Origin of the sequence: Streptomyces ambofaciens ATCC 23877, from assembly GCF_001267885.1 — a bacterium.
Taxonomy (GTDB): domain Bacteria; phylum Actinomycetota; class Actinomycetes; order Streptomycetales; family Streptomycetaceae; genus Streptomyces; species Streptomyces ambofaciens.
The window spans coordinates 7,890,388-7,913,978 of record NZ_CP012382.1; the positions used below are offsets into that span (position 1 = coordinate 7,890,388).

Annotated in this window: 27 protein-coding genes; 13 read left to right on the forward strand and 14 right to left on the reverse strand. The window is 71.6% G+C overall.

The genetic code is table 11. From position 1 onward, the window contains the following. Positions 1 to 202 precede the first annotated feature (202 nt). From SAM23877_RS34240 to SAM23877_RS34250, 3 genes are all read left to right on the forward strand, one after another. The gene (locus SAM23877_RS34240; RefSeq protein WP_053141636.1) at positions 203 to 1,078 is read left to right on the forward strand and encodes a glutathione S-transferase C-terminal domain-containing protein; all 876 of its coding nucleotides are present in this window, start codon (positions 203 to 205) and stop codon (positions 1,076 to 1,078) included. Positions 1,079 to 1,297: 219 nt separating this feature from the next. After that, positions 1,298 to 1,966: a LamG domain-containing protein gene (locus SAM23877_RS34245; RefSeq protein WP_053141638.1), complete on the forward strand. Its 669-nt coding sequence runs from the start codon at positions 1,298 to 1,300 to the stop codon at positions 1,964 to 1,966. Positions 1,967 to 2,134: 168 nt separating this feature from the next. Then, positions 2,135 to 2,677 (forward strand): 2'-5' RNA ligase family protein, encoded by a 543-nt coding sequence (locus tag SAM23877_RS34250; RefSeq protein WP_053141640.1) that lies wholly within the window; start codon positions 2,135 to 2,137, stop codon positions 2,675 to 2,677. Positions 2,678 to 2,828: 151 nt separating this feature from the next. Here the strand turns inward: SAM23877_RS34250 and SAM23877_RS34255 are convergent, their stop codons facing one another. After that, complete coding sequence (locus SAM23877_RS34255) at positions 2,829 to 3,179, reverse strand: MerR family transcriptional regulator (RefSeq protein ID WP_053141643.1); 351 nt, start codon at positions 3,177 to 3,179, stop codon at positions 2,829 to 2,831. Between the two features lie 530 nt (positions 3,180 to 3,709). On the opposite strand from SAM23877_RS34255, the gene SAM23877_RS34260 reads away from it, so the two are divergent. After that, positions 3,710 to 4,198: a GNAT family N-acetyltransferase gene (locus tag SAM23877_RS34260; RefSeq protein ID WP_107291926.1), complete on the forward strand. Its 489-nt coding sequence runs from the start codon at positions 3,710 to 3,712 to the stop codon at positions 4,196 to 4,198. Between the two features lie 66 nt (positions 4,199 to 4,264). Here the strand turns inward: SAM23877_RS34260 and SAM23877_RS34265 are convergent, their stop codons facing one another. The 4 genes from SAM23877_RS34265 to SAM23877_RS34280 all read right to left on the reverse strand — a co-directional run bounded on the left by SAM23877_RS34265 (position 4,265) and on the right by SAM23877_RS34280 (position 7,258). Then, positions 4,265 to 4,840, reverse strand: coding sequence for a nitroreductase/quinone reductase family protein (locus SAM23877_RS34265; RefSeq protein WP_053141645.1), 576 nt, complete (start codon positions 4,838 to 4,840; stop codon positions 4,265 to 4,267). Further along, on the reverse strand, positions 4,837 to 5,772 hold the full coding sequence (locus SAM23877_RS39800) for an SDR family NAD(P)-dependent oxidoreductase (protein ID WP_159042035.1): 936 nt from the start codon (positions 5,770 to 5,772) through the stop codon (positions 4,837 to 4,839). Before SAM23877_RS39800 ends, SAM23877_RS34265 begins: the two co-directional genes overlap by 4 nt. 65 nt (positions 5,773 to 5,837) lie before the next feature. Further along, positions 5,838 to 6,644 (reverse strand): hypothetical protein, encoded by an 807-nt coding sequence (locus SAM23877_RS39805; protein WP_159042036.1) that lies wholly within the window; start codon positions 6,642 to 6,644, stop codon positions 5,838 to 5,840. Then, on the reverse strand, positions 6,641 to 7,258 hold the full coding sequence (locus tag SAM23877_RS34280; protein ID WP_053141650.1) for an ABC transporter ATP-binding protein: 618 nt from the start codon (positions 7,256 to 7,258) through the stop codon (positions 6,641 to 6,643). The genes SAM23877_RS39805 and SAM23877_RS34280 overlap by 4 nt, the downstream gene beginning before the upstream one ends. A 162-nt stretch (positions 7,259 to 7,420) precedes the next feature. Between SAM23877_RS34280 and SAM23877_RS34285 the strand changes: the two genes are divergently transcribed. After that, entirely contained in the window at positions 7,421 to 7,975 is a 555-nt protein-coding gene (locus tag SAM23877_RS34285; RefSeq protein WP_053141654.1) for a phosphatase PAP2 family protein, read from the forward strand. A 149-nt stretch (positions 7,976 to 8,124) separates the two neighbouring features. Here SAM23877_RS34285 and SAM23877_RS34290 read toward each other — a convergent pair whose 3' ends face one another. Next, complete coding sequence (locus tag SAM23877_RS34290; RefSeq protein WP_053141655.1) at positions 8,125 to 9,951, reverse strand: glycoside hydrolase family 3 protein; 1,827 nt, start codon at positions 9,949 to 9,951, stop codon at positions 8,125 to 8,127. A gap of 446 nt (positions 9,952 to 10,397) precedes the next feature. Here SAM23877_RS34290 and SAM23877_RS34295 point away from each other — a divergent pair, with 446 nt between their 5' ends. From SAM23877_RS34295 to SAM23877_RS34305, 3 genes are all read left to right on the forward strand, one after another. Then, positions 10,398 to 11,897, forward strand: coding sequence for an FG-GAP repeat protein (locus tag SAM23877_RS34295; RefSeq protein ID WP_053141657.1), 1,500 nt, complete (start codon positions 10,398 to 10,400; stop codon positions 11,895 to 11,897). Positions 11,898 to 12,108: 211 nt separating this feature from the next. Then, positions 12,109 to 12,546: a phage holin family protein gene (locus tag SAM23877_RS34300; protein WP_244903093.1), complete on the forward strand. Its 438-nt coding sequence runs from the start codon at positions 12,109 to 12,111 to the stop codon at positions 12,544 to 12,546. Then, the gene (locus SAM23877_RS34305) at positions 12,543 to 12,971 is read left to right on the forward strand and encodes a DUF3618 domain-containing protein (protein ID WP_053141661.1); all 429 of its coding nucleotides are present in this window, start codon (positions 12,543 to 12,545) and stop codon (positions 12,969 to 12,971) included. The genes SAM23877_RS34300 and SAM23877_RS34305 overlap by 4 nt, the downstream gene beginning before the upstream one ends. A gap of 237 nt (positions 12,972 to 13,208) precedes the next feature. Here SAM23877_RS34305 and SAM23877_RS34310 read toward each other — a convergent pair whose 3' ends face one another. Next, positions 13,209 to 14,102, reverse strand: a complete 894-nt coding sequence (locus SAM23877_RS34310; RefSeq protein ID WP_053141663.1) for an NADP-dependent oxidoreductase — start codon at positions 14,100 to 14,102, stop codon at positions 13,209 to 13,211. A gap of 69 nt (positions 14,103 to 14,171) precedes the next feature. Between SAM23877_RS34310 and SAM23877_RS34315 the strand changes: the two genes are divergently transcribed. After that, on the forward strand, positions 14,172 to 14,777 hold the full coding sequence (locus SAM23877_RS34315; RefSeq protein ID WP_053141665.1) for a TetR/AcrR family transcriptional regulator: 606 nt from the start codon (positions 14,172 to 14,174) through the stop codon (positions 14,775 to 14,777). 27 nt (positions 14,778 to 14,804) lie between these two features. Beyond that, positions 14,805 to 15,074 carry an SDR family oxidoreductase gene (locus SAM23877_RS34320; protein ID WP_244903042.1) on the forward strand — a complete coding sequence of 90 codons (270 nt, stop codon included), beginning with the start codon at positions 14,805 to 14,807 and terminating at the stop codon, positions 15,072 to 15,074. Between the two features lie 177 nt (positions 15,075 to 15,251). Here SAM23877_RS34320 and SAM23877_RS39810 read toward each other — a convergent pair whose 3' ends face one another. The 4 genes from SAM23877_RS39810 to SAM23877_RS34340 all read right to left on the reverse strand — a co-directional run bounded on the left by SAM23877_RS39810 (position 15,252) and on the right by SAM23877_RS34340 (position 18,250). Then, the gene (locus SAM23877_RS39810) at positions 15,252 to 15,749 is read right to left on the reverse strand and encodes a hypothetical protein (protein WP_159042037.1); all 498 of its coding nucleotides are present in this window, start codon (positions 15,747 to 15,749) and stop codon (positions 15,252 to 15,254) included. A 275-nt stretch (positions 15,750 to 16,024) separates the two neighbouring features. Then, positions 16,025 to 16,720 (reverse strand): nitroreductase, encoded by a 696-nt coding sequence (locus SAM23877_RS34330; RefSeq protein WP_053141670.1) that lies wholly within the window; start codon positions 16,718 to 16,720, stop codon positions 16,025 to 16,027. A 96-nt stretch (positions 16,721 to 16,816) separates the two neighbouring features. Beyond that, a complete protein-coding gene (locus SAM23877_RS34335; RefSeq protein WP_053141672.1) occupies positions 16,817 to 17,551 on the reverse strand; it encodes an NADPH-dependent F420 reductase in 735 nt (244 codons plus the stop codon). A gap of 102 nt (positions 17,552 to 17,653) precedes the next feature. Next, on the reverse strand, positions 17,654 to 18,250 hold the full coding sequence (locus SAM23877_RS34340; RefSeq protein WP_053143149.1) for a TetR/AcrR family transcriptional regulator: 597 nt from the start codon (positions 18,248 to 18,250) through the stop codon (positions 17,654 to 17,656). 244 nt (positions 18,251 to 18,494) lie between these two features. Between SAM23877_RS34340 and SAM23877_RS34345 the strand changes: the two genes are divergently transcribed. Further along, on the forward strand, positions 18,495 to 19,295 hold the full coding sequence (locus tag SAM23877_RS34345) for an inositol monophosphatase family protein (protein ID WP_053141674.1): 801 nt from the start codon (positions 18,495 to 18,497) through the stop codon (positions 19,293 to 19,295). A gap of 178 nt (positions 19,296 to 19,473) precedes the next feature. Here the strand turns inward: SAM23877_RS34345 and SAM23877_RS34350 are convergent, their stop codons facing one another. Together SAM23877_RS34350 and SAM23877_RS34355 are read right to left on the reverse strand one after the other, a co-directional pair. Then, positions 19,474 to 19,872, reverse strand: a complete 399-nt coding sequence (locus SAM23877_RS34350; protein WP_053141676.1) for an NUDIX hydrolase — start codon at positions 19,870 to 19,872, stop codon at positions 19,474 to 19,476. A 227-nt stretch (positions 19,873 to 20,099) separates the two neighbouring features. Further along, the gene (locus SAM23877_RS34355) at positions 20,100 to 20,660 is read right to left on the reverse strand and encodes a TetR/AcrR family transcriptional regulator (protein WP_053141678.1); all 561 of its coding nucleotides are present in this window, start codon (positions 20,658 to 20,660) and stop codon (positions 20,100 to 20,102) included. Positions 20,661 to 20,776: 116 nt separating this feature from the next. Between SAM23877_RS34355 and SAM23877_RS34360 the strand changes: the two genes are divergently transcribed. Beyond that, positions 20,777 to 21,463, forward strand: coding sequence for an SDR family oxidoreductase (locus SAM23877_RS34360; RefSeq protein WP_053141680.1), 687 nt, complete (start codon positions 20,777 to 20,779; stop codon positions 21,461 to 21,463). Between the two features lie 182 nt (positions 21,464 to 21,645). Continuing rightward, positions 21,646 to 22,650: an NADP-dependent oxidoreductase gene (locus SAM23877_RS34365; protein WP_053141682.1), complete on the forward strand. Its 1,005-nt coding sequence runs from the start codon at positions 21,646 to 21,648 to the stop codon at positions 22,648 to 22,650. Positions 22,651 to 22,913: 263 nt separating this feature from the next. Here the strand turns inward: SAM23877_RS34365 and SAM23877_RS34370 are convergent, their stop codons facing one another. Further along, positions 22,914 to 23,507 carry an ABATE domain-containing protein gene (locus SAM23877_RS34370; RefSeq protein WP_053141684.1) on the reverse strand — a complete coding sequence of 198 codons (594 nt, stop codon included), beginning with the start codon at positions 23,505 to 23,507 and terminating at the stop codon, positions 22,914 to 22,916. Positions 23,508 to 23,591 lie beyond the last annotated feature (84 nt).

The following is a 23,591-nucleotide window of genomic DNA, read 5'->3' on the forward strand; positions in this document are numbered from 1 at the left end:
TCCGCGTCGCCGTCCGGCCGCTGCCCCTGCTGACATCCCGCCGCCACATCGACCTCGTACGTGTGTGCAGTGCGGCGAGTTCCTCGCAAGCCGGTGGTCCCGCCCCCGCCTGACCCTCCGGTGCACCTACCGCTCGGCCGCGCCGCAGCCGTCGCGCGCCGTATCCGTCCGTGCCTGTGACCGAGCACTTCGAGGGAGACGTATGCCCGCCTCATCCCTGACGTCCGTGCCGTCCTTCCGGAGCAGGATCGGCTGCGATCCGCGGAGCGGCTACTACGCTGCGCCGCACCGCTACCGGCTCCACCTCTCGCCGTCCTGTCCGCACTGTCTGCGGATCGCCGTCGCACACAGCCTGCTCGGCCTCGACGACATCCTCCCCGTGACGCTGCTGCCCGCCGTGCCCGACGCCCCGGACGGCGGGTATCTCGCGTTGCGCCCGCTGTACGAGGCCAGCTCTCACCAGCATCCCGGCCCGGCGGTGGCGCCGGTCCTCAGCGACGACTGGACCGGCAGGATCGTCAGCACCCATACTCCCGACATTCTGCGGGACCTCGCCCGGCAGTTCGGTGGCCGTGGCCCTGATCTCCACCCGCGCGGCGCCGCGGAGGCGATCGAGGCCGTCGCCCGGCTCTGCGAGCGGGGCATCACCCGGGCCGCCCAGCGCGCCGGCGAGTCCGGAGGGGACTCGGCGGCACGCGACACCGCCCTGGCCACCCTCCTGCGCACGCTGGACGTGCTGGAGTCGCGGCTCGCTTCCCGGGAGCGCCTGCTGGGTGACGAAGTCACGGTCGCCGACTTGCACTTGTGGGTGACACTGGTGCAGCTGGACCTGGTGCACCGCCACCACCTGGACGCCGCCGCCGTGCACCGCATCACCGTCCACCCCCGTCTGTGGGCGTACGCACAGCGCCTGACCGCGCACCCCGCCTTCGGTACCCACCTCGACCTGGACGGCATCGCCCGCAGGCACCACGCCCACTGCCGGGGCGAGGAGGCCGCCGGCGCGGCGGTGCAGATCGTGGACTGGGCGGCGTACGCACGCCGTCAGGCCCCGCAGCGGGCGCGTCAGCCCGGCTGAACGGGGGTCCACCGCCGGCGGTTTCGGCCGACGGCAACCCGGCCTCCGCCCTCCGCCCGGCAACACCGCATGACACGACCGGCACCGCACGACAGGCCGGGCGTCACTCACCAGGGTGAAAGCCGGGCTCCCTTCCCCGCCCTGGCGCATGCCCGGCGTGACTCACGGGGACGATGGCCCGTACGACCATTCCGGCGCCCGGACCTCAGGAGGCCGCCGATGACGGATGTGGTGTTCACGGCAGACTTCTCCAGTGACCGGCAATGGGTGGCGGGCCGCTCGTGGGCCTATCCCGACGGTGGCCCCGTCAATCCGGACGACAACAAGCTGGATCATCTGACCTCCGATCCCGCCTACAGCCGCACCGGCCGCTTCCGTGCCACGCGGCGCCCGGACGGGCTGTGGGACGCGGGCCTGCTGACCACGGAGGAGAGCGCCGACGGCTTCATGGTCCGCACCGGCGACCGCCTGGAGGCGACCGTCAGGCTCCCCACCGGCCTGGGGGCCTGGCCCGCGATCTGGACCTGGCGTGACGGTGGCAATGAGGTGGACGTCTTCGAGTACCACCCCGACAACCCCGACCTGCTGGAGCTCACCAACCACGTGCGCCGGGGCCAGGCCTACGTGCGCGACGAGGCCGTCCGCCCGGGGGGCCGTGTGGACATCGCCGTGCGGTTCGGCCGGGACAGTGTGGTCTGGTCGTTGAACGGACGGCGGGTGTACGCGGACGGCCGAGGAGTGGGGAGCCGCTGGCACGCCAGTCTCATCGTGAACCTCTCCGTCTGCGCGGGCCGCTACCACCCTGCACCTGAGGACGACGTCACCGAGTTGTCCTACGAGGTGGAGCGGCTGGTGGTGCGGCGTCCCGCTGCGCGCGGCACGGGGTGAACCGGGGGAGCCGGCCGTCCACGGCTGCGATCGCGCTCCGGCCCGCAGGCACCGGAGACGGTCGCGGCGGGACCGGGGCCGTGTGGAGCGTCAGCGGTTCACCTGCCCGTGCCCCTTTCGATCGATGCGACGCCGCTGGTCGTCCTGCCCTCGCCGTAGGATGCGGCGGTGCGTACGGTCGAGCTTCTGTTGGACGAGACGGCGGAGCTGGCGGTCCGGGAGGCCTGGCGGCGGCTCGCGGACGCGGGGCTGCCCAGCCAGGCGCGCCATCGCTCCCCGACCAACAGCCCGCACCTCACCCTGGCAGCCTGTCCGGAGCTGACCGCCCCGATCCGCTGGGAGCTCGCCGAGGTGGCCGCCGCCCTGCCGCTGCCGGTGCGGTTCACCGGAGTGGTCCGCTTCGAGCGGCCGACCTCCGTGCTGGCCTGGGCGCTGGACCTCGACTCCGCGCTGGCCGGCCTGCACCGCCGGGTGTGGGAGGCGGTGGCCTCGGACAGCACGCCCGAGACGCTCAGCCCGTTCCACGCACCGGGGCGCTGGAGCCCGCACGTCACCCTCGGCCGCACCAGGCGGGCAGGTGCCTTCGCAGGCCGGCGAATCCCCGAACTGCTGCCGGCGCCACCGCTGGCGGTCCGGCTCACCACCCTGCGCAGCTACGACACCGTGACCGGTGCCCTGGAGGTGTTGGAACCCCGTCAGCCCCGCCCCTGAGGCGCCGGAAGCCGACGGGCGACGGCCCCGACGAGGCGGCGGTCCCGCGGTGGGAGCCACGGCCCGGCAGTCAGGAACTGCCGGGTACGGCGTGTCTCGGGGGGCGGTGCGAGAGTCGGCACTGGCTGGACACACAGGCCGACCGTCACGCTCAGGAAGTAGGGGTCTTCGGCTGTTGACGGGCGTGGTGGGTGGTGCGGAGTTCCTGGTTGATGCGCTGGGCTTCTTCGAGTTGGTCTTCGAGGATGATGATGCGACAGGCGGCTTCGATGGCCGTGCCGGAGTCGACGAGCTCGCGGGCGCGGGCGGCGATGCGCAGCTGGTAACGGGAGTAGCGGCGGTGGCCGCCTTCGGAGCGCAGGGGTGTGATCAGGCGGTGTTCACCCAGCGCGCGGAGGAAAGCGGGGGTGGTGCCGAGCATGTCGGCGGCCCGGCCCATGGTGTAGGCGGGGTAGTCGTCGTCATCGAGGGGGACGACGGGGTGGGGACTGCCAGGGGGCATAGGCCTCTTCTTTCAAGGGACGCGTCGAGGGGCCCGAGTGCCGTGCCGGCACCCGGGCCCCGAGCTTTCAACACCATCTGCCGGCAATTATTGCCGACCTTCTGTGTCCGCAGGTCCGCCTGGGAGGGCGGGGCTGCGGGGATCGCGGATGCGTGACCGGGGACCACCTTCCAATCCGGGGTCTGCGGTACCCGGGCGGACTACTTCCTCGCCCGGGCGATCCTGATGGCGTTCTGCTCCTTACCTCGTTGTACTGCCGATTTATCCGGTATTGCTCCGCGGCCCGGGGGCCGCTCCTGCTGTGTGCGTGGCAGTTCGTCTCTGCCGCGCCCTTGGACTTCTGGGTACGCAAGAAGACTAACTCCCCTCGACGGCAATGTCTACTCTCGGCGCTACAGATTTACTCCAAGGGTTGCGGGTGGGAGTCTGCTTGTCCTGCGTTCGGATGAGCGGCTTGTCCGGCGGGATCCGACCGGGGGAGAGGGCCGGTGGGAGTAGGAGTGCGCTCCTCGATGCGGAATACTTGCTCGATGGGTTCACGTACTTTCCCGGTCAGTCAGCCGATCACGATCCGGAGGGCCGTTGCGCGGGATGCCAGACGGCTGACGCGGCTCGTGCGTGGCTCAGCCGCCTACGAGGGCAGGTACGCGGCCGCGGTCGCGGGCTACCGGGTCGGTCCCGACTACATCGAGGCCCACCGCGTCTTCGTGGCCGTCGGCACCGACGACCCCGAAGGCAGGGTGCTGGGGTTCTACTCGCTCGTCCTCGCGCCACCCGAGCTCGACCTGTTGTTCGTCGCCGACGAGGCGCAAGGACGGGGTATCGGGCGGCTGCTTGTCGCGCACATGGAGTCCGAGGCCCGTGCTGCCGGAGTCGACCGTGTCAGGGTCGTGTCGCACCTTCCCGCCGAGGATTTCTACCACCGCGTCGGCGCGGTACGCACCGGCACCGCGCTCGCGCACCCGCCCGCCGTGCCGTGGGACCGTCCCGAGTTCGAGTTCCGCATTTCTTCCGAATGACGCGGGGCCGCGGCTCGGCGGGGCACCGGCCTCGCCGCCTGCGGGGCGGCAGGGCGGAGGGCCGCGTCACTGAGCATCGTCCCGACGGGCCGGATCGGAAGAACTTCCTCCACGGCGCCCCTCACGGACCTCGGCGGGGGCGACGGGAACGAGGGTGAAGACGCGGACGGCTCGCCCGCAGTCTCGGGCGTAGTCGTCGAAGCAGGGCATCCGGGCGAGGATGCGGTCCCGGGTGGCCTGTTGTTCCTGGTCGGTCAACAGGCGGGCGCGCACCGCGATCGTTCGGCCGTGCCAGTCCACCGACGCGAGCGGGTTGCGCAGCAGGTGGTGGGACCAGGCGGGGTGACGAGGGCGGCCGAAGTTGGTGGCCATGACCGTGAAGGTGCCCGATGCCGTTGCGTCGGTCAGCAGGGGTGTGCGGCACGGTGTGCCGTCGCGTCGCGTGGTGTGCAGGACGAGGGTGGGCACCAGCAGCCTGCTGGGCATCCAGCGGCCACGGGTCCAGCGGTGGAACCGGCGGTCCAGTCGGGGCAGCAGCCGCGGGCCCCATCGGCGCAGCAGCCGGCTGTTGCCCACCAGGCGCAGGAAGCGTTGTCGCCGGTGACCCGGGAGCCTGTCGGTGGCGGTCTCGGGTACGGTCATGGGCGCGTGGTGGGGCTCGGTGCCGTCGGCGCCGGTGGCCGAAAGGGATGGTCGGCCAACTCCTGGGAGAGGTCCCAGAGCCGCTGGACGGCCTGGGCGTCGCTCGCCCGCCGCGCGGCGCGCACCCGCACGGGGGGACCGGAGCATTCCCATCGGCCTCCCGGGCCCAGGAACTCACCGGCGGAGATGTGGGGATCCGTTGCGGCGCGTACCAGGGTCCAAGCCGCTGCGGCCGGCGAGGCCCACCGCGTCTGCAGGCCGCGCAGCAGTCGGGCCTCGGCCTTCCGGCCGGTCGTGTGCAGGACGTGGGAGGCCAAGGTGGTGTCGACCAGGCCCGGATGGGCGGTCACGGCGCCCAGCGGAAGCCGGTGGGCCCGCGCCCACGTGACGAGTCCATGAGTGAACAGCAGTGCCGCCAGCTTGGAGTCGAAGTAGGCCTGCCAGCGGTGGTACCGCTGGGGTTCATGAGGCCGGGCGCCGTTGCGGCCGAGCCAGTGCAGCACGGAGGAGACGTTCACCACCCGGGGCCGGGGTGTGTTCAGCAGGGCGGGCAGGAGACGGCCGGTCAGCGCGAAGTGACCGATATGGTTCACCGCGAAGTGCATCTCGAAGCCGTCCGCGGAGCGAGTGGGCGGCAGCGCGGCCACCCCGGCATTGTTGATCAGGAGATGCAGGCGCCGTCCGGCGAGGGCCGTGATCCGCTCGGCCGCCTCGTGAACCTGGGCCAGGTCCCCCAGATCGCACACGACGCTCTCCGCGCGGGCGGAGGCCACCTGGCGGCGCACCGCGTCCGCCGCTGAGCGGCCCTCCTCGGCCGACGGGCAGGCGATGATCACGTGTGCGCCGCAGCGGGCCAGGTGCTGGGCGGCCGCCGCTCCGATGCCGCGGGAGGAGCCCGTGATCACTGCCGTACGCCCGGACAGGTCGGGCACCTGCGCGGGCGTCCACGTGGGCTCGGGGGCATGCCACCTCTGCCACGGTCCTGGCAGGCCGGTACTCACACCACGTCCATCGGGTCGGTCCGCGTCGACGCGAGGTGAGGTCTGCTGTAGTGCCGGGTGCGCAGGCAGAAGACGAGCATCGCCAGCAGACCGGTCGCGACGAACCAGGGAAGTGCTCGCGCGGCGCACCAGAGGGCGGGGGTGCTGGTGAAGGAGGCGGCCAGGGCCGCCTGCGAAGGGCCGTACAGAGGCAGGAGGTTCAGCCCTCGCTGGTCGCCGGCCGGGTTGGAGACAGGGCTCTGCAGGCCGACATCGATGAGCGTGGCCATGACGACGACGAAGAAGCCCTCGAGTTCCCCGCGCAGCAGGAATCCGGCCATGATGCCGAGCCCTCCGTAGGCCAGGCTCGCCCCCGCCACGGCGGCGGCGACCGTCCAGGGCTGGGTCAACTGCCAGGACAGACGCAGCAATACGGTGGTGTAGCAGGTCAGCACGGCAGTGACGACGAGGAGGCCGATGACCTGGCCGGCCAGAAGCTGCAGACGGGGGTACCCGGCCAGCACCAGGCGCTCGTCCATGTCCCGGGCGCTGAAGGTGGCCATGAACATCATGAAACCGGCGATCACCGTGACGGCGTGCAAGGCGCTGGAGACCTGGATCGTACGGCTCATCGAGGCGGTCACCTCGATGCCGAGTGCGCTGTTGTCGAACGTGACGGCCTTCTGCAGGGCGGTGGCGCGGACCAGATAGATCCAGGTCGGGATGAAGAAGGCGGTCAGGAGCAGCGCGAAACGATTGCGGAAGTGACCGGTCAGGGTGAACCCCACGGCCACGGTGAACGCGGTCCACCGATGTTTCATCATGCGGCTCCCTGTGGGTGGAGGCGCCCGTCACGCAGTTGGTGGACCATGTCGAAATGCTGCAGGTCGTGGAGCAGGTGGGAGACGACCACCACCGAGCGGCCCTGGCTGCGCAGCCGGTCCGCCAGGTGCCAGAAGCGCTGGTGCGTGTCCCAGTCGAAACCCTGGTACGGCTCGTCGAGTACCAGCAGCGGCGGGTCGTGCATGAGGGCGAGGGTCAGGTTGAGTTTCTGCCGGGTGCCGCCACTGAGCCTGCCCACCTGGGTGCGCCGCTCGTCGGCGAAACCGAGCAGATCGACCAGCTCCCAGGCCCGCTCCAGGTCCGGGAGGCGGTAGGCCACCTGGAACAGCCGCAGGTGCTGGGCGACCGTGAGGGTGTCGTTGACGACCGCCTGTTGAGGGCAGTACCCCAGCGCGCTGAAACGCCGCACGGTGCCTCGGCTCGGCGTGAGCTGCCCGACCGCGATCTTCAGCAGCGTGCTCTTGCCCGACCCGTTCTCCCCCACCACTCCGGTCAGGCTGCCCGCCGACACCGTGAAGTCGACGCCCCGCAACACCGAGCGTCGACCGTAGGACTTGTGCACGTCGCTGATGTGCAACCGTCTTTCCGGCGCCATGGGGCTCCTTCGCTGGCTCGCCGTCATACCCCTCACACAACGACGCAGGAGGCGCGCCGATACGCCCGAGAGCACCAGGTACGAACCTGGTGGCGGCTTGCTCGTTCACCTACCGTGACGATGATCATCGCGACGTGTGGGCGAACGAAGCTGGCCCGGTGGTTGAGTGCGTACCTCGCTCCTCCGTGCCTACCGGTCGCCGTCGGCGCCACGGTCAGCCTGCGCCTCACCTGGCCGCACCCCGGCGGGCTCCTGTGGGGGCTGTTCGGCAGCGGTACCTGGGCCCTGCTCTGTGCGGCGATGGCGCTCTTCGGTGCCCGTCTGGGTGGTTGGCCCTCGCTCACCCCCTCCCGGCGCGGTCCCCGGCTGCTGCTCCTGTCCGCGAGCGCCGTCGCCGGTGTCTGCGTGTGGCTGCTCTGCGTCCGCCTCGGAGCCCCCGCGCACCTGCTGTCGGTGGGAAGGACGGCGCCGCTGCTGGCCGCGCTGGTACTCGCCTGCACCCTGGCCACCAACGTGTCCCTGCACGCCGCTTCCGCGGCCGCCAGTGTGACCCTTCTCGTCCTCCATCTGGGAACGGGCTGGGCAGTCCTGTACCTTCTGGTCGCCGCTGTCGGCTGGTCGCGCCTGCACCTGCGCGTCCACACACCGCTCCAGGTCCTCGCGGGCGCGTCGCTGGGCACGTCGGTCTGCGCGGCCGTGGTGCTCCTGCACCGCTGAGGGGACGCGCGCACCGGCAGCGGTGCCTGACGCCGGTCCCACCGCCGGCTCACCACGCGGCCCATCCGTCAGGGCCGGCGGCGGGGGCCGGCCCCGGTGCTCCTCCTTCGATGGCACCGGGGCCGGAAGCTCCGCGGGGCGCGCGGACGTCAGTCGTCGTACGACAGGCCGTGCCCGGAGCGGAAGAGGACCTTGGTCGGGTCGTCGGCCCGCTGGACGGGCACGGGCAGCTTGCCGCGCGGCTCGACCCGGCCGGCGATCACCCGGGCGGCGGCGCGCAGTTCGACCTCGGTCCAGCAGTAGGAGACCAGCGATGCCGGGACCTCGCCGAGGTGGGCGATGTCGTAGGGGTTGCGCACCGCGAGGTGGACGACGGGGACGCCTGTCGCCAGCAGCCGGGCCACCAGGGTGCGCTGGGCGCTGGTGGCGCCGACGTTGTCGGTGGTGACCACCACCGCGTCCCGCCCCCCTGCGGCGGCGACGGCCTCGTCGATCGTCGCAGGGTCGGGCGCCCGGCCGGTGGCGAGGTGGGTGGTGCTGTAGCCCAGTTCGTCGAACGCCTTGGCCAGTTCGGGCACCGTGGTGCGGGTGTCGTCGGTCGGGAAGGCCGGGCTGGCGCCCACCACGAGCAGCTTCTTCTGCCCGCGGCGCAGCGGGAGCACTCCGTCCTCGTTGACCAGCAGGGTGGTGGTGCGCTCGGCGATCCGAGCGGCGGCGAGGCGGTGCTTGCGGGCGCCGACGACCCGGTCGACCCCCTTGGCAGCCACGTACGGGCTGCCGTCGAGCAGGCCGACCTTGTCCTTCACCCGCAGGATCCGCAGGACGGACTCGTCGAGTCGGTCCTCGGTGATCTCTCCGCTGCGGACGGCGGCCAGGACGCCGTTGTAGGCGACGTCGATGTCCGGCGGGAACAGCAGTTGGTCGACGCCCGCCTTGAGGGCGAGGACGGGCACACGGTCGTCGCCGTACTTGGTGCGCACCCCCTGCATGTTGAGTGCGTCGGTGACGATCACGCCGTCGAAGCCGAGTTCCTCCCGCAGCACGCCTTGGAGGATCGTGGGCGACAGGGTGGCCGGTTCGTTGCTGGGGTCGAGCGCGGGGACCTGGAGGTGCGCGGTCATGATCGAGTCGACGCCGGCGGCGATCGCGGCCTTGAAGGGCGGGGCGTCGATGCGGTCCCACTCCTCGCGGGTGTGGGTGATCACGGGCAGTCCGGTGTGGCTGTCCTCCCCGGTGTCCCCGTGGCCCGGGAAGTGCTTGGCGCAGGCCACGACGCCGGCCCGCTGGTAACCCGTCACCTGGGCCGCCACCATGCGACCGACCGCGCGGGCGTCGGCGCCGAAGGAGCGGACGTTGATGATGGGGTTGGCCGGATTGACGTTGACGTCGGCGACCGGGGCGAAGTTCTGATGGATGCCCAGGGCGGCGAGTTCGGTGCCCGAGATCAGTCCGGCGGTGCGTGCGTCGGAGAGAGAGCGGCCCGCGCCGAGCGCCATCGCCCCCGGCAGCTGCGTGGCGCCGCTGCCGATACGGACGTTGGCCCCGTGCTCCTGGTCGATGGAGATCAGGGACGGTATGGGGGTGGGAAGGGCGAGCGAGGCCCGCTGCACGCCGTTGGTCAGATCCGCGAGCTGGCGTGGGTCCTTGATGTTGTTCGCCCAGCCGGAGAAGTAGATGACTCCGCCGATGTGGTACTTGGCGATGAGCTCGGCCACGGTGCGGACGCCGAGTTCCCTGAGGTTGCGGTCCTGGTCGAACCGGCTGGGAGAAGTCGCCGACGTGCCGTAGAAGTAGGGCACGAACAGCTGGCCGATCTTCGCCTCGACGCTCATCCTGGAGATGATCTTCTTGAGGCGGTGGTCGCGCCCGTGCGCGACCGCGGGGGTGGCCGCCACGCCCACGACACCCGTTGCGCTCGCGGCGACGACGGTCGCGGAGGCGAGAACGGTGCGTCTGGACAGACTTCGGTCCTGCATGCGGGCATGCTCCTTCCGGCCTTGCTCGTCAAGGGAATCGAAGGAAACGCGAAGGACTTCCGAACAGCGGGAAACGTAGCCCGCAGGTCACGAGCGGGGCAAGAGGTCTAGACAAAATAGGTCTAGACAAAGCGGGGGAGTGGGCTCCGGCCGCAGGCGCGGGCACGTCGAGCGGTGAGACCGGCACGGGTACAACCTTTGACGGCGTGCGGATGTCTTCTCGGTGAACGCAGCAAGGTCCGTGCCCTCACCGCACTGTCCGACGGCGGGGAGACGCACACGGTCGCACGCCCTCTCGTGCTGACGCCGCGGTGTGAACCGGTGCCCACCCGGCACCCCACCGGCCCCGCCCCGGCACCCAGCTCGAACAGTGGCTGCACAACCTCGTCCGCGACGCGGCCGATCGGCAGCCGTGGGCAGTCCCGGAGACCAAGGAGGGTTTCCTCGTGCGTCACCTCAGACAACTGGCCGTCACGGCCACGGCACTCCTCACCCTCGGCGGCGGCGCGGTCGGCACGGCCTCCGCGGCCCAGGCCGCCGTGCCCTTCCCATCCATCGGGTGGCAGCAGCGCAACTGCGACTACGACGGCGACGGGTTCGACGACGTACTGTCCGGTGCCCCCGGCGCCACGGTGAACGGTGGCCCCGGCGCCGGTTACGTCACGGTGCAGTACAGCTCGTCGAGCGGTCTCAGTACGACGAAGAAGAGCGTGCTCCACCAGGACGTCTCCGGCGTTCCCGGCGGTGCCGAGGCCGGCGACGGCTTCGGCGGGGCCGTCGCCTCGGGTGACCTGGACAACGACGGATACGACGACGCCGTCGTCGGTGTCCCGGGTGAAGACCTCACCGGTCTGCCCGACGCGGGCGGGGCCGTCGTCTTCTGGGGATCGCCGACCGGACTGCACGGTTCCGACAGCACGTGGCTGGAGAACGACGACCCGCGGGCGGGCGCCCGCTTCGGGCGGGCCGTCGAAGCGGCCCGCTACTTCGCCCCCGATCCGGCGGACCCGGACGCCGACCCGCGCGATTCGATCGCCGTTCTGGAGAACGACGCCCTGCTCTTCTTCACCCGCACGCCCGGCCAGGTCGCGCAGCGGCTGACGATGTCGGACCGCGGGGTGCGGGCCGGGGACGTCGCACCGCCGGGCACCGGCTTCGAGTTCCGCAGCCTCAGCCACGGCAACTACAACGAGGACCCCTGGGCCGACCTGGCCGTCTCCGGCGTCACCACCGGGAAGCAGCCGGGCCTCGGCACCGTGCACGTGCTGCACGGTGCACCGGACGCCGGGAGGCTCGGCGACGGTGGCACGTTCCCGGGCGGTCCGGCTGTCGTCTCCGGGGACTGGGACGGCACGGGACAGGACGACCTCGTCATCGGTGACACGGGCGCCGGCGCACCGACGGGCGGCGGAATCACCCTCTACCTGGGGCGCGGTGACCTGTCGGGGCTCGAGCCCGAGCCGGCGCAGTACTGGACCCAGGACTCTCCCGGCGTGCCCGGCACCTCGGAGGCGGGTGACCAGTGGGGTGCCGAGCTGTCGGCCGGGGACACCGACGGCGACGGCCACCCGGACCTCGCCGTCGGTGCGCCCGGCGAGGACATCGGCAGTGTGCCCGACGCCGGTGCCGTGTGGGTGCTGCGCGGCGACCGGACCGGCTTCAGCGGGGCCGGGGTGAAGAGCTTCGACCAGCAGCTGGCCGACATCCCCGGCACGGCGGAGAAGTCGGACCGCTGGGGCGGGCAGGTCCGGCTGGTCGACGCCAACAGGGACGGCCTCTTCGGGCTCCTGGCGGCGGCACCGGGCGAGAACACGGACGATGGCTTCGTATGGGTCCTGCCGGCGTCGTCGTCGGGTCTGGTCGCCCACGGCTCATGGACGTACGACGGGGCGCGTCTCGGGGCGCCGACGGCCGACGCGCGCTTCGGGGCGGCGATCGACGAGTAGGTGCCGGGTTCCTGCCCGCCGCCCGTCGAACTCCCCCGGCCGCCGGGGGAGTTCGACGGGCGGGGACGATCGCACTCGGTCACTCGGCCTCGCGCCCGTCCGCCCTCCCTCAGGCTCTTCTTGTGAACGGCTTGTGAGGGCACCACCTGGCAGGTGTTCTTTCACCCTCCTGTGGGACTCGGGCGGTCCTTACGGCAGGAGGGTGTTGATGATGGCTGAGACGAGCCGTCCCGCCTCCGGCGACCATTCCGGGCGTTCTTCCTCGGGTGGTGAGCCGGTGGGGGAGTTGGTGCAGCGTGCGTCGCAGCAGCTCACCGAGTTGGTGCGGGCGGAGATGCGGCTGGCGCAGGCGGAGATGAAGGAGAAGGGCAGGCGCTACGGCAAGGGCGGCGGCCTGTTCGGCGGGGCCGGTCTCGCCGGCTTCTTCACCCTGCAGGCGCTGATCGCCACGGCGATCGCCGCCCTCGCGGTGCCGCTGCCGGTGTGGGCGGCGGCCCTGATCGTGACCGCCGTTCTCGGCACGGTCACGGGTGTACTCGCGCTGACGGGCAAGAAGGAAGTGACGCGGGCCGCCCCACCGGCCCCCGAGCAGACCATCGACAGCGTGAAGGCCGATGTGGCCGAGATCAAGGAGAGTGCCAAGCGATGACCCAACCGCCCCACGACGAACCCACCGCGGAGAGTCCGGAAGAACTGCGCCGACAGGTGGAGCAGACCCGCCACGAGCTGGGTGACACGGTCGAGGCCTTGGCCGACAAGACGGACGTCAAGGCCCGCGTCCAGGAGAAGGCGGCGGCGGCCAAGGAGCAGGCGTCGGCGAAGGCCACCGAGCTGACCGGGGAGGTCAGGGCCAAGGCGGCCCAGGCCGTACAGGTGGTGCAGGAGAAGCTGCCCGAGCCGGTCACGGCGAAGGCCGCAGCGGCCGCGGAGCAGGCGAAGGCCAAGGCAGGACAGGCCCGGCAGGTCTGGCACGACCAGGCCCCCGAACCCGTACGCAACAACCGCACGCCGCTCATCGCGGCCGGAGCGGCGCTCGTCGTCGCCTGCGTGCTGCTGCGCCGCAAGAAGAAGTAGCGGGGAGGAAGCCGAGCACGGGAGGGTGAAGGACAGGCATGCCAGATCTGCTTCCGCCCTCCCGCAGGCCGTCGGTGACGCGGCGTCGGTCGGCCACCCACCGTCCGGGCGACTGCCGGCCCCTGCGGGGCATGGCCCGCTGTCTTCCGTCGCGCGGGCGAGACCCTGGCCGGCGTCGCCCTCACGGTTGCGGTCGAGAGCGACGCACAGCCGGTCGAGGGCGACGCACAGCCCGCTTCAGACGACCAGAACCCGGCGCCCGCGCGTGTGACCGGCTTGGCTGTCGATGTGCGCCGCCGCGGCCTCGGCGAGGCCGTACGACTTCTCGACCGGGATGTGCAGCTTCCCCCGCGAGATGAGGCCGACGGCCTCGGCGAGCGCTTCCGGCACGCTCCCGGCCACGCCGGAGAAGCGGACACCGAACCGCGGCGCGTCGAGATCGGCGATGGAGATCACCTTCCGCGCGTCCCCGGTCAGCTCGACGAGCTCGCGGATCACGCCCGAGCCGGCCAGGTCGAGAGCCGCGTCGACCCGGCCGAGCTCCCGCACCCGCTCCACCCAGCCCTCGCCGTACGTCGTGGCGACGGCACCCATGCTCCGCAGGTAGTCCTGGTTCGCGGCCCCGGCCGTGCCGATCACCTTGATGCCGCGGTCGCGGGCGATCTGCAGCACCGCCGATCCGACTCCTCCGGACGCACCGCTGACCAGCAGCGTCTGCCCGGACCGCACACCGGCTTCGCGGATGACGCGCAGCGCGGTCTCCACCACGGAGGGGTATCCGGCCGCCTCTTCGAACGTCAGCCCCTCGGGCATACGGGCCCAGGCCGACAGCACGGCGAACTCGGCATACGTGCTCGACCCTTCGCCGAACACACGGTCGCCGACCTCGATCCCTTCGACCCCCTCACCGACCTCGTCCACCACCCCGGAGGCGTCGAGCCCGACTCCGGAGGGCAGCTCGATCGGATGGGCCCCCAGGACCTGGCCTTCGCGGATCCTCCAGTCGACGGGGTTCACTCCCGCCGCCCGTACGGCGATGCGTATCTCGCCGGGGGCCGGGTGGGGCTCCTCGGCATCTATGAGGTGCAGGACTTCCGGTCCGCCGAACTCGGCGAAGCTCACCTTTTTCATGGAGCGACCGTAGCACTAACGGTTAGTGTTTTGGACTCGTTATGTTTTTGCACCTGATAGCGTGGGCGCATGACCGTGCCGACCGGACGCCGTGAGCGCAAGAAGGCCGCGACCCGTCAGAAGATCGCTGACGCCGCCCTGCGTCTCTTCCTGGAACGCGGGTACGACGCGGTAGGCATCCGTGACGTGGCTGCCGAGGCCGACGTGGCCGTCACCACGCTCTTCTCTCACTTCGCCTCGAAAGAGGCCCTGGTCTTCGAGCAGGACGAGGACTTCGAACAACGCCTCACGCGGGCGGTCTCCGACCGGGCGCCGCACGAGCCGCTCATCCCCGCGCTGCGCCGTGAGATCCAGGCCCTGGTGCGCCATTGCACGGCGGGCAGCGCCGCCCCGATCTGGCAGATGATCGTCGCGTCACCCGCCCTGCGGAAGTACGACGAGGCGATGAGGCTGCGCCACGCGGAATCGCTGGCGAGGGCCATCGCCGCCGATCTCGACCTGGCGCGGCCCACCACGGCCTGTCAGGCGATCGCGAGGTTCGTGATCGACGCCTTTGCGCTGGCCCGTGAGGCGGCCGATCCGGAGGCTGCGCTGGACGAGACCTTCCGGATGATCGAGGCGGCCTGGGAGGTCACCCGCACCTCCGCAGACTCCACCGGCACGGCCGGACGGTAGTCAGGACGCGCCCCGCCCGGCGCGAAGGTGCTCGCCGCCGAACTGCTTCCCCGGAAGATCCGTGTCAACGCGATCGCCCCGGGCTTCATCCTCACCCCCACCATGGGCGTTGCCGAACTGACCGAGGAGCAGCGCGCCGAGTTCATCGAACAGGGCAACGCCTCCACGCCGATGGGCCGAGGAGGCACCGTGGAGGAGGTCGCCGCCGCGGCGTTGTACCTGGCCGTCGAGGCCACCTTCACCACCGGCCTGGAACTGCCCGTGGACGGCGGGTTCGGCCGGGGCCTCGGCGCATGATCGCCCCCACTCGGCAAGCGGCCCCGCATCGACTCCGCTGCGCCGGCGCAAGCCTGTGCAGACCACAAGCTGTCCCCCCGCGGCCCGCTCAGCCGGTCGCGGGGGGACAGGGATGGTGCACGGCCTCCGACGTCTCTCCACCGCCCCGCCGTGCCCAGAGCCGATGACGGCACAACCTCAGTCGGGGACTCCCGGCATGCCCCAATGAGCAGATCGGTCGTTGACTTGGGCTCTCGGGCATGCTTGCTGCCATGTCGTGAGGGCTGGGGGAAGGCCGGGGCGTCCGAAGAGGAGCGGCCTGCCGCGCAGGCTCAGGCGGAGACGTGCCAGGTTGTGGACGTTGTCGTAGATGACGAGGACGCGGGCCACGCGGTGGGCGTCGTGTTCGGTGATCCGTCCGCCGACGCGGCGCAGGCGGAGTCTGGCAGGGCCGTCGGCTTCGCCCGGGACGATGTGTGCCTCGACCAGACGCCGTCGGTCCCACGCCCAGTGCGCGATCTCCCCGAGTAGGTAGAGGGCGCCTGCGTAGAGTGCCCATGTGGCGTGCGAGGCCGACCACATCAGCAGCCCGAGGAGGCAGAGGAGACCGGCCGTCACCCCCATGCGTTGCAGCCGTGGAACCATGCGCATGCTCTTGTCGTCCGCTTCCCAGAGCACTACTTCGCCGGCAGCCATGCCGTCATCATGGGCCTTGACCGTCCTCGTGGAAAGAGCCGGAGTGCGCCGGCGAGGACGGTGCCGGTCGCGGGAGCGCGTTTCAGGCCGTGCCCCGGGCGTCGACCCGGTTCGTGGCCGAGGTCACGGAAGGCGGCCGAGTACGGGCGCGGCATCGGCCGCCGGTCGGCGACCCACACGCGAGGCACACCGCGAGAGACGGCGCTCTCTACGGGACGGTACCGGCAGAGCGCGGCGAACAGCGGGGTCCGTCTTCGCCGAAGCCGCCTTCCGGTTCAGGCCGGGCCGAGAACGCCGGGGGTGTCGTGCAGGACGACGCTGTGCTGGAGTGGGACGCGTCCCACGTCGATGCCGTACATCGGTGAGGTCTGGTCGCCGGTGCCGAAGGCGATGCCGAACAGCAGCTTGAGGTCCTCGGAAATGCCCAGGGTCTGGCGGACGGTGTCGGCGTAGACGCCGAGGACGGCCTGCGGTATGCCCCGGTAGCCGCGGGCGGTGAGGGACAGCAGGAAGTTCTGGGCGTACATGCCGATGTCACCGGCCGCCCGAACCCCGTCGCCGAGGACGGGCATGAAGAGCAGGGCCACGTGCGGCGCTCCGTAGAAGCGCAGGTTCTCGCGGATGACTTCCCGCCTGCCCTCCTGGTCCGAGCGGGCGACACCCCGAGTCCCGTAGACGATGGCCGCGTGCTCGTGCGACCGGTCCCGGTGGATGCCCTGGCCGTAGTCGGCGGTGAAGTCGAGAGAGGTCCGGTCCTCCTCGAACGCCTTGAGCAGCTCACGGCTCAGGCTGTCGCGTGCCGCGCCGGAGACGACGTGGACGTTCCAGGGCTGGGTGTTGCTGTTCGACGGGGCGGTCTGGGCGTCTTCCAGTACTCCGCGAATGTCCGAGGGGGGCAAGGGAGTGGACAGGAACTGGCGGGGGGAGTGCCTGGTGCGCGCAAGGTCGGTGAAGAAAGTGGCGGTAGACAACTAGCGGTCCTTAAGGAGAGGTTTCCCGGCACGGCTGCACGGCTGCACGGCTGCACGGCTGCACGGCCGGGCCGCGGCGGTTCGGTGCAGGTCGGCTCAGCGGTGCAGGGAGCGGTTGAGTTCCACCGTCTCGTCCAAGGTGGGCGCGGAGGTGAGCGTGGCGAAGCGGCTCATCTGGCGGTCGCGGTTGCGCGGGGCTTCGTCGCGGTCGGCGGCGGCCAGCGCCTGCTCCAGCTCGGGCAGGGTCAGTTCCGTGCAGTAGGCGGGCGTCATCGGCTGCTGACGCCAGGAGTCGGCGAGTACGCCGGCGTCACAGGGGTCGAAGCCGCTCTCGTCCACCAGGCCCATGCCCACGCGGCGCGCTGCGTCGGAGTCCGCGGCGACCGGGAGCGCGATACGCCCCGGGGTGCCCGCCGGAACGCCCCGGGTCTGCAGGGTTCCTGCCAGGACCGCGTTCCATGCCTTCACCACGGGCCGGCCCAGCTGCTCGGCGACCCACAGGCTTTCCACCTGCCCCTGGTCGACGGCCTCGACGCGGCCGCTCAGCTCGGGGAAGTAGTTGGAGGTGTCGATGACCACGGTTTCGGTGGGCACGGAGGCGAGGAGCGGGGCGAGGTCCGGGATGCGGCCGAAGGGGACGGACAGGATGATCACGTCCTTGTCCCGGACGGCTTCCCGGGATGTCACCGCGCGCGCCCCGAACTCCAGGACCGCGGCGTCGACGGTCTCCGGACCCCGGGAGTTCGCCACCTCGACGTCATGCCCGCCGGCACTGAACGTGCGGGCCAGCGTGGTTCCGATGGGTCCTGTTCCGATAACGGCAAGTTTCATGATTTGTCCTTTGGGGGTTGCGTCACTCCCCTGGGAAGGGGGTGAGGGGCGACGGCGTCTCCGCGCGGGAGGACGCCGTCGGAGTTTTCCCGGCGTGGCGGTCTATCCGGCGTCGCCGGGCCGGCGGTAGCCGCTCTCGATGAGATCGCGAAGACGGCCGAGCGCCTCGTCGTCGGCTGCGCCGGTGCCCATCAGCCAGGCGACGGAACAGGCCGCGAGGAACAGGTCGAAGCCCGTCACCGCGGGCCGCGCGCGCCCGGCCCGTTGGGCGGCCCGCACGTACTCATCGGTGGTGCTGATGAGGGCGTCGCAGGGCAGGGTCAGCGGGTTGTCCGGCTCCTGCGCCTTGGCCGCGGCCATGAGCGGCTCGGGCAGCCCGCTGAACGCGCTGAAGTACTCCTCCATCGCCCGCAGCCACTGCCGCAGCCGCTCGGAGGGGTCATCGAGGCGGGCGATCTCCGCCCGGCGCGCCACCAGCTCGTCCGCACGGGTCTGCAGCACCGCCGCCAGGAGCGCCTCCCGGGTCGGGAAGTGCCGGTACAGCGTCGCCGGCCCCACCCCCGCCTCCTTGGCGACCGCCTCCAGCGACGTACCCACTCCGAACCGCAGGAAGTGCCGCTGAGCCGCCTCCAGGAGTGCGGCCCGGTTGCGCAGAACGTCCGCCCGCGGCTTGCGTCCCTGCCGGTCGTCCGCCCTCATGCTCTCCGCCTCCATCATTCCAACGAAACGGATGCCGACTCCGTATTGATGCGAGCGTAAAACGGAGGCGGCCTCCGGTCAACTCGGCCGCCCCTGAGGCACGTGCCCGGGGGCGGCGCGTGCCCGAAGGCGACGCGTGCCCGAGGGCGACGCGTGCTTGTCTCGACCGCGGGCCTACAGGCCCTGGTGCTCTCACCGGGAAGGTTCGCCGGGGCGGTGGCGTCACCTCGATAGGCTGAATGTCATGACCAACTCATACGCGAGCGCCGACGATGCCGCCGTCGCGACAGCCGGAGCGCGGGCCGGCGCGGACGTGGTCCGCGGCATGTACGGCCGGCGGCTCGACCGCATCGACAAGGGCGCCGGGGATTTCGCCACCACCGCCGATGTGGAGGCCGAGAAGGCGATTCTCGGCGTCATCCGTGCCGCACGGCCCGACGACGCGGTCCTCGGTGAGGAATGCGGGCGGCAGGGTGCCGCCGACGCCGCGCGCCAGTGGTTGGTGGATCCCCTGTGCGGCACGCTGAACTACGCCGTCGGCACCATGCTGGTGGCCGTCAACGTGGCGCTGCGCGGGGGGCCGGCGGCCGTGGCCGATCCGTTCAGCGGCGAGGTCTTCTTCACCGACGGGGAGACTGCCTGGGTGCGGCATGACGGCGCCGACGACGCCCTGCTGACGCCCACGCCCACCACCCGATTGGTGGACATCAACCTGGATCCGCCGTTCCCGAGTGCGCCCGGACTGCGGGCCGTCAACCTGCTGGCTCACCCCGAGTTCGTCGACCGTTTCCGGCCTCGGGTGGTGTCCACCACGCTGGCGCTGGCCTGGGTCGCTGCCGGCAGGCGCGCCGCGTACGTCACCGATGGCAGCGACCTCTCCACGAGCGTGCACTTCGCGGCCGGCATCGCCTTGTGCCGGGCTGCCGGCTGCGTCGTCACCGGGATCGACGGTGCCCCGATCGGTGCGTCAGGTCGTGGGCTCGTGGCCGCCGCCGACGAAGAGACCCACGGGCTGCTGACGTCGATGATGCGGAGCCGAAGCTAGTGCCCGGACCGCACGAACTGCGCGGGCCGGAACGAGCTGCCCACGGTGAGAGGGCTGCGCCGCCGAAGGAGTCGGACGTGCCGGAGCCTCGCGTTGCGTATCCGCTCACTCCCGCTCCGTGCTCAACACCTCGGCCCCGTACCGATGATGTGCGGTTCGCGGTCTTCTGTGGCATCCGCTAAGCGGTGAGCGCGCCGTCCAGATAGCCCCGAACCGGTCCGTAGACGCCACCGGGGATCAGTCCTCGCAGCCCCGCCGCCCCGACCCAGGCCACTTCGGCGACCTCCCGCGGCGACGCCACTCCGGCCGTGCCACTCAGCACCCTGCACGCCACGTAGAGCACGCGCCAGCCCGTCACCGGATGTACACGACCGCCCAGCACCACGGTCGGTGCCACCACGACACCCGCCTCCTCCATGGCCTCCCGCGCTGCCGCCGAGCGCACCGACTCGGCCTGCTCCACCTTGCCGGAGGGGAAGGTCCACAAGAGCTCGCCGACGGCCACCCTGCGGCGGATCAGCAGCACCCGACCGCCCTCGACGACCACCGCGCCCGCAACCGTGCCACCCGAACCCACTCGACGACCTTAACGCCGGTGCCTTCGTGGTGGCGTCGGAGACGGCGCGACTGAGCCGGTCGCGCGTCGCCAGGCGGCTCGCCGTGCCGCCGTCTGCGCGGTGGTGATGTCAGGAGGGAGCGTCGGTCAGGGAAGGGGGGTGGGCCAGGGACGACGTCAGCGCCTGCTGTGCCAGTCGGCGCCGGGGCGGGTCCCGCCCAGCGGCTGCCCGTCGGCGGTGACGCTGATCAGCTGCCTGCCGCCAATGCCGCACGCGCGGTGCTGAGGATCTCGTCGGAGAGCGGGGAACCGCTGGTGGCCCGGGCCAGGACGAGTGCGCCGAACATGGTGCACAGCCGGGTGATGCCGTCCTGGTCCTCCGTGGTGAGCCACTGGGCGAAGTCGCCCACGCCCTCGGTGTAGATCCGGCGGGCCTCCTGGTCTCCGCCTTCGCGTGCCATGTCGGTGGCGAGCGCGGCGACGGGACACCCGTCCGCCGGGCTGTCGCGGTGCTCGGGGGAGAGGTAGGTGTCGATCAGCGCCCGCTGGGCGGTGTCGCGCCGTTCGCCGTGCTGCTCGAGTCCGTTCCGGTGGCGGCGGGTGAGTTCTGCGAAGGCATGGGCGGTGGCCTCGTCGATGAGCGCCTCCTTGGAGGCGAACTGCTTGTAGAAGCCGCCGTGGGTCAGACCGGCTGCCTTCATGAGGTCGGCCACGCTGACGTGCGTCCCCCGCTCGCGGAACAGGTGCGACGCGGTTTCCACGACCCGTCGGCGGTTCTCCTCCGCCTGCGCCTGCGATACGCGGCCCATCGGCCACCTCCAGATTGGATGTCGACTGGCATCTATCGTAGACCAGTGTTTAGATTGTGGCCGTAATCTAATTTGGCCGGGTCGGTCACGGGCCGGCCGTAACGCTGGGAGTGGGCATGGAACTGAAGAACGCGGTCGCGGTGGTCACCGGCGCCAACCGGGGGCTCGGCCGGCATCTGGCCGCCCAGCTCGTGGTACGCGGAGCGCGTGTGTACGCGGCGGCCCGGCGCCCCGAAACGGTGGACCTGCCGGGGGTCGTCCCGCTATGGCTCGACGTGACGGACGAGGAGTCGATCCGGGCCGCGGCCCGCCTCGCGTCCGACGCGACGCTGCTGGTGAACAACGCCGGCATATCCACCGGTACCCCGTTGATCGCGGGCAGCCCGGACGCGGTCCGCCTGGAGATGGACGTGAACTTCTTCGGTCCGCTCGCGGTGACGCGGGCGTTCGCCCCCGTCATCGAGGGCAACGGCGGCGGAGGCGTGCTCAATGTCCTGTCGGTCCTGTCCTGGCTGCACCCGGCCGGCCTCGGAGCGTATGCGGCGGCCAAGGCCGCGGCGTGGGCGCTGACGGGCGCGGCCCGGGAGGAACTGGCGCCCCGCGGTATCACCGTCTCGGCCCTGCACGTGGGGTACATGGACACCGACATGGCCGCGAGCGTCCCCGCCGACCAGCGGGCCGACCCCGCCGAGGTCGCCGCCCAGGCCCTGGACGGTGTCCAGGCGGGCCTGCCCGAGATCCTCGCCGACGAGATCACCCGGTACGTGAAGCAGAACCTGGCCGCATCGCCGAACGCGGCATGAGCACACGCGCATCCTGATGGGCCCCGATGCCCGGCGGTGGATACCGCGTCGGGGATCACCGCCGGCCCATCGGCGAGCGGCCCCGGCGATCCGCCGCGGACCGCAACGAGCTGTCCCTTGTCGGCGGAAGCCGGGGACGTACTGCAGTCGCGTCCCCCTGCGGACGGGAAACGGAGACGACGATGAAGGCTTTCATGATCGAGCGGTACGGCGACCGGGACGGCGGCCGCGTCACCGAGGCGCCGGACCCGCAGGTGGGCGCCGACGACGTGCTGGTCCGGGTCCGCGCGGCGAGCGTCAACCCGCTGGACCTCAGGATCCGCGACGGCGGCTTCAAGGCGATCCTGCCGTACCGTCTCCCTCTGGTCCTGGGCAACGACCTCGCCGGGGTGGTGGTCGAGGTGGGGTCGGACGTCACCCGGTTCGCAGTGGGCGACGAGGTCTACGCCCGGCCGGACAAGGACCGCATCGGCACCTTCGCCGAACTCATCGCCGTCCACGAGAACGACCTGGCGTCCAAGCCGGCCGGCCTCACCATGGTGGAGGCCGCGTCCCTGCCCCTGGTCGCCCTGACCTCGTGGCAGGCGCTGGTCGAAAGGGCTCAGGTCCAGCCGGGTCAGAAGGTCCTGATCCACGGGGGCTCCGGCGGCGTCGGGACCGTAGCCCTCCAACTGGCCAGGCGGCTGGGCGCGCACGTGGCCACCACCGCGAGCGCGGCCAAGGCCGACCTGGTCCGGGAGCTCGGCGCGGACCTCGTCGTCGACTACCGGACACAGGACTTCGAGGAGGTCCTGGACGGTTACGACGTCGTCCTGGACACCCTCGGCGGCGCAACCCTGCAGAAGTCGCTGCGGATCCTCAAGCCCGGCGGGAAGGTCGTCAGCATCGCCGGACCCCCTGACGCGGACTTCGCCCGCGAGCTCGGTGCGAACCCGGTCCTGCGGCAGGCGATGAACGCGCTGAGCTGGAGAACCCGGCGCCGCGCCAAGCGTCAGGGCGTCACCTACTCCTTCCTGTTCATGAAGGCCGACGGCGGCCGGCTGGGCGAACTCACCCGGCTCGTCGACGCCGGGGACATCCGTCCCGTCGTCGACCGCGTCTTCCCGTTCGAGCGGACCCGCGAGGCGATGGAGTACGCCGAGAAGGGCAGCGCCAGGGCCGGCAAGGTCGTGGTCGCGATGGGGTGAGGGCCGGCCCCCTCACCCGCAACTCCAACCGGTACGTCCCTGACGACCAGAGGGCCCTGCCCTCCGCCGCCCCCGCTCAGGGGTGCCTCGGGCGCCCCGCCCCCGACGCGATGGGCGGACGGCACCCGGCTCTCCCGCTCGCGCACCTGACGCGGGCGATCCGGCGTGTCGTGGCGGGCCGACGATGCGGCGTCAGTCCCGTCTCGGCGCGGCGGCGATGCGGCGTCGTCAGTCCGTCCTGGCGCGGCGGCGATCTGGCGTCGTCAGTCCGTCCTGGTGCGGCGGGCGTAGGCGCGGGCGGCGCGGGCGCGGTCGCCGCAGCGGGTGCAACACCACTGGCGGCGGCCCTGCTTGAGCAGGAAGCGGTTGCAGGGCGGGGAGGCGCAGGCGGTCAGGCGGGCGGCGTCGGGGGAGGTGAGCAGGTCGGCGGCGTCGGCGGCGATGGCCGCGAGGGCGTGCTCGACGATCGCGGTGGTGGGGTGGGGCGCGGCGCGGTAGGGGCCGGTCTTCTCGTCCCACATCAGCAGGGACGCGGTGGGGACACGGGTCATCGCGTCGTTGACCGCCGTGACGGCGGCGGGGAGGGCGGGGACGCCGGCGACACGGGAGGCCAGTAGGGACCTGACCTGTTCACGCAGGGAGCGCAGCTGTGTGGCGCACACCTCCGCCAGGCCGGCGCCGTCCGGGGCGAGGCCGCGCCGTGCCAGCCACCGCTCGGCCCGGGCCGGGGTGCCCAGGAGGTCGGCCGTGTGCCCGCCGGGCAGCGCGACGGCGCTGTTGGCCAGGGCCAGGGCGGGGTGCTCCGCCTCGCCCTGCGCCGCCGGCAGGGCGGCTTCTTCGGTCGCGAACTCTTCCATGCTCCTCATGGTACGGGTTGCGTCCATCCGTGAGGCGTGCGTACAGTCCGTCTCACGGCTAACGCACCCTCTATCCGTGAGGAT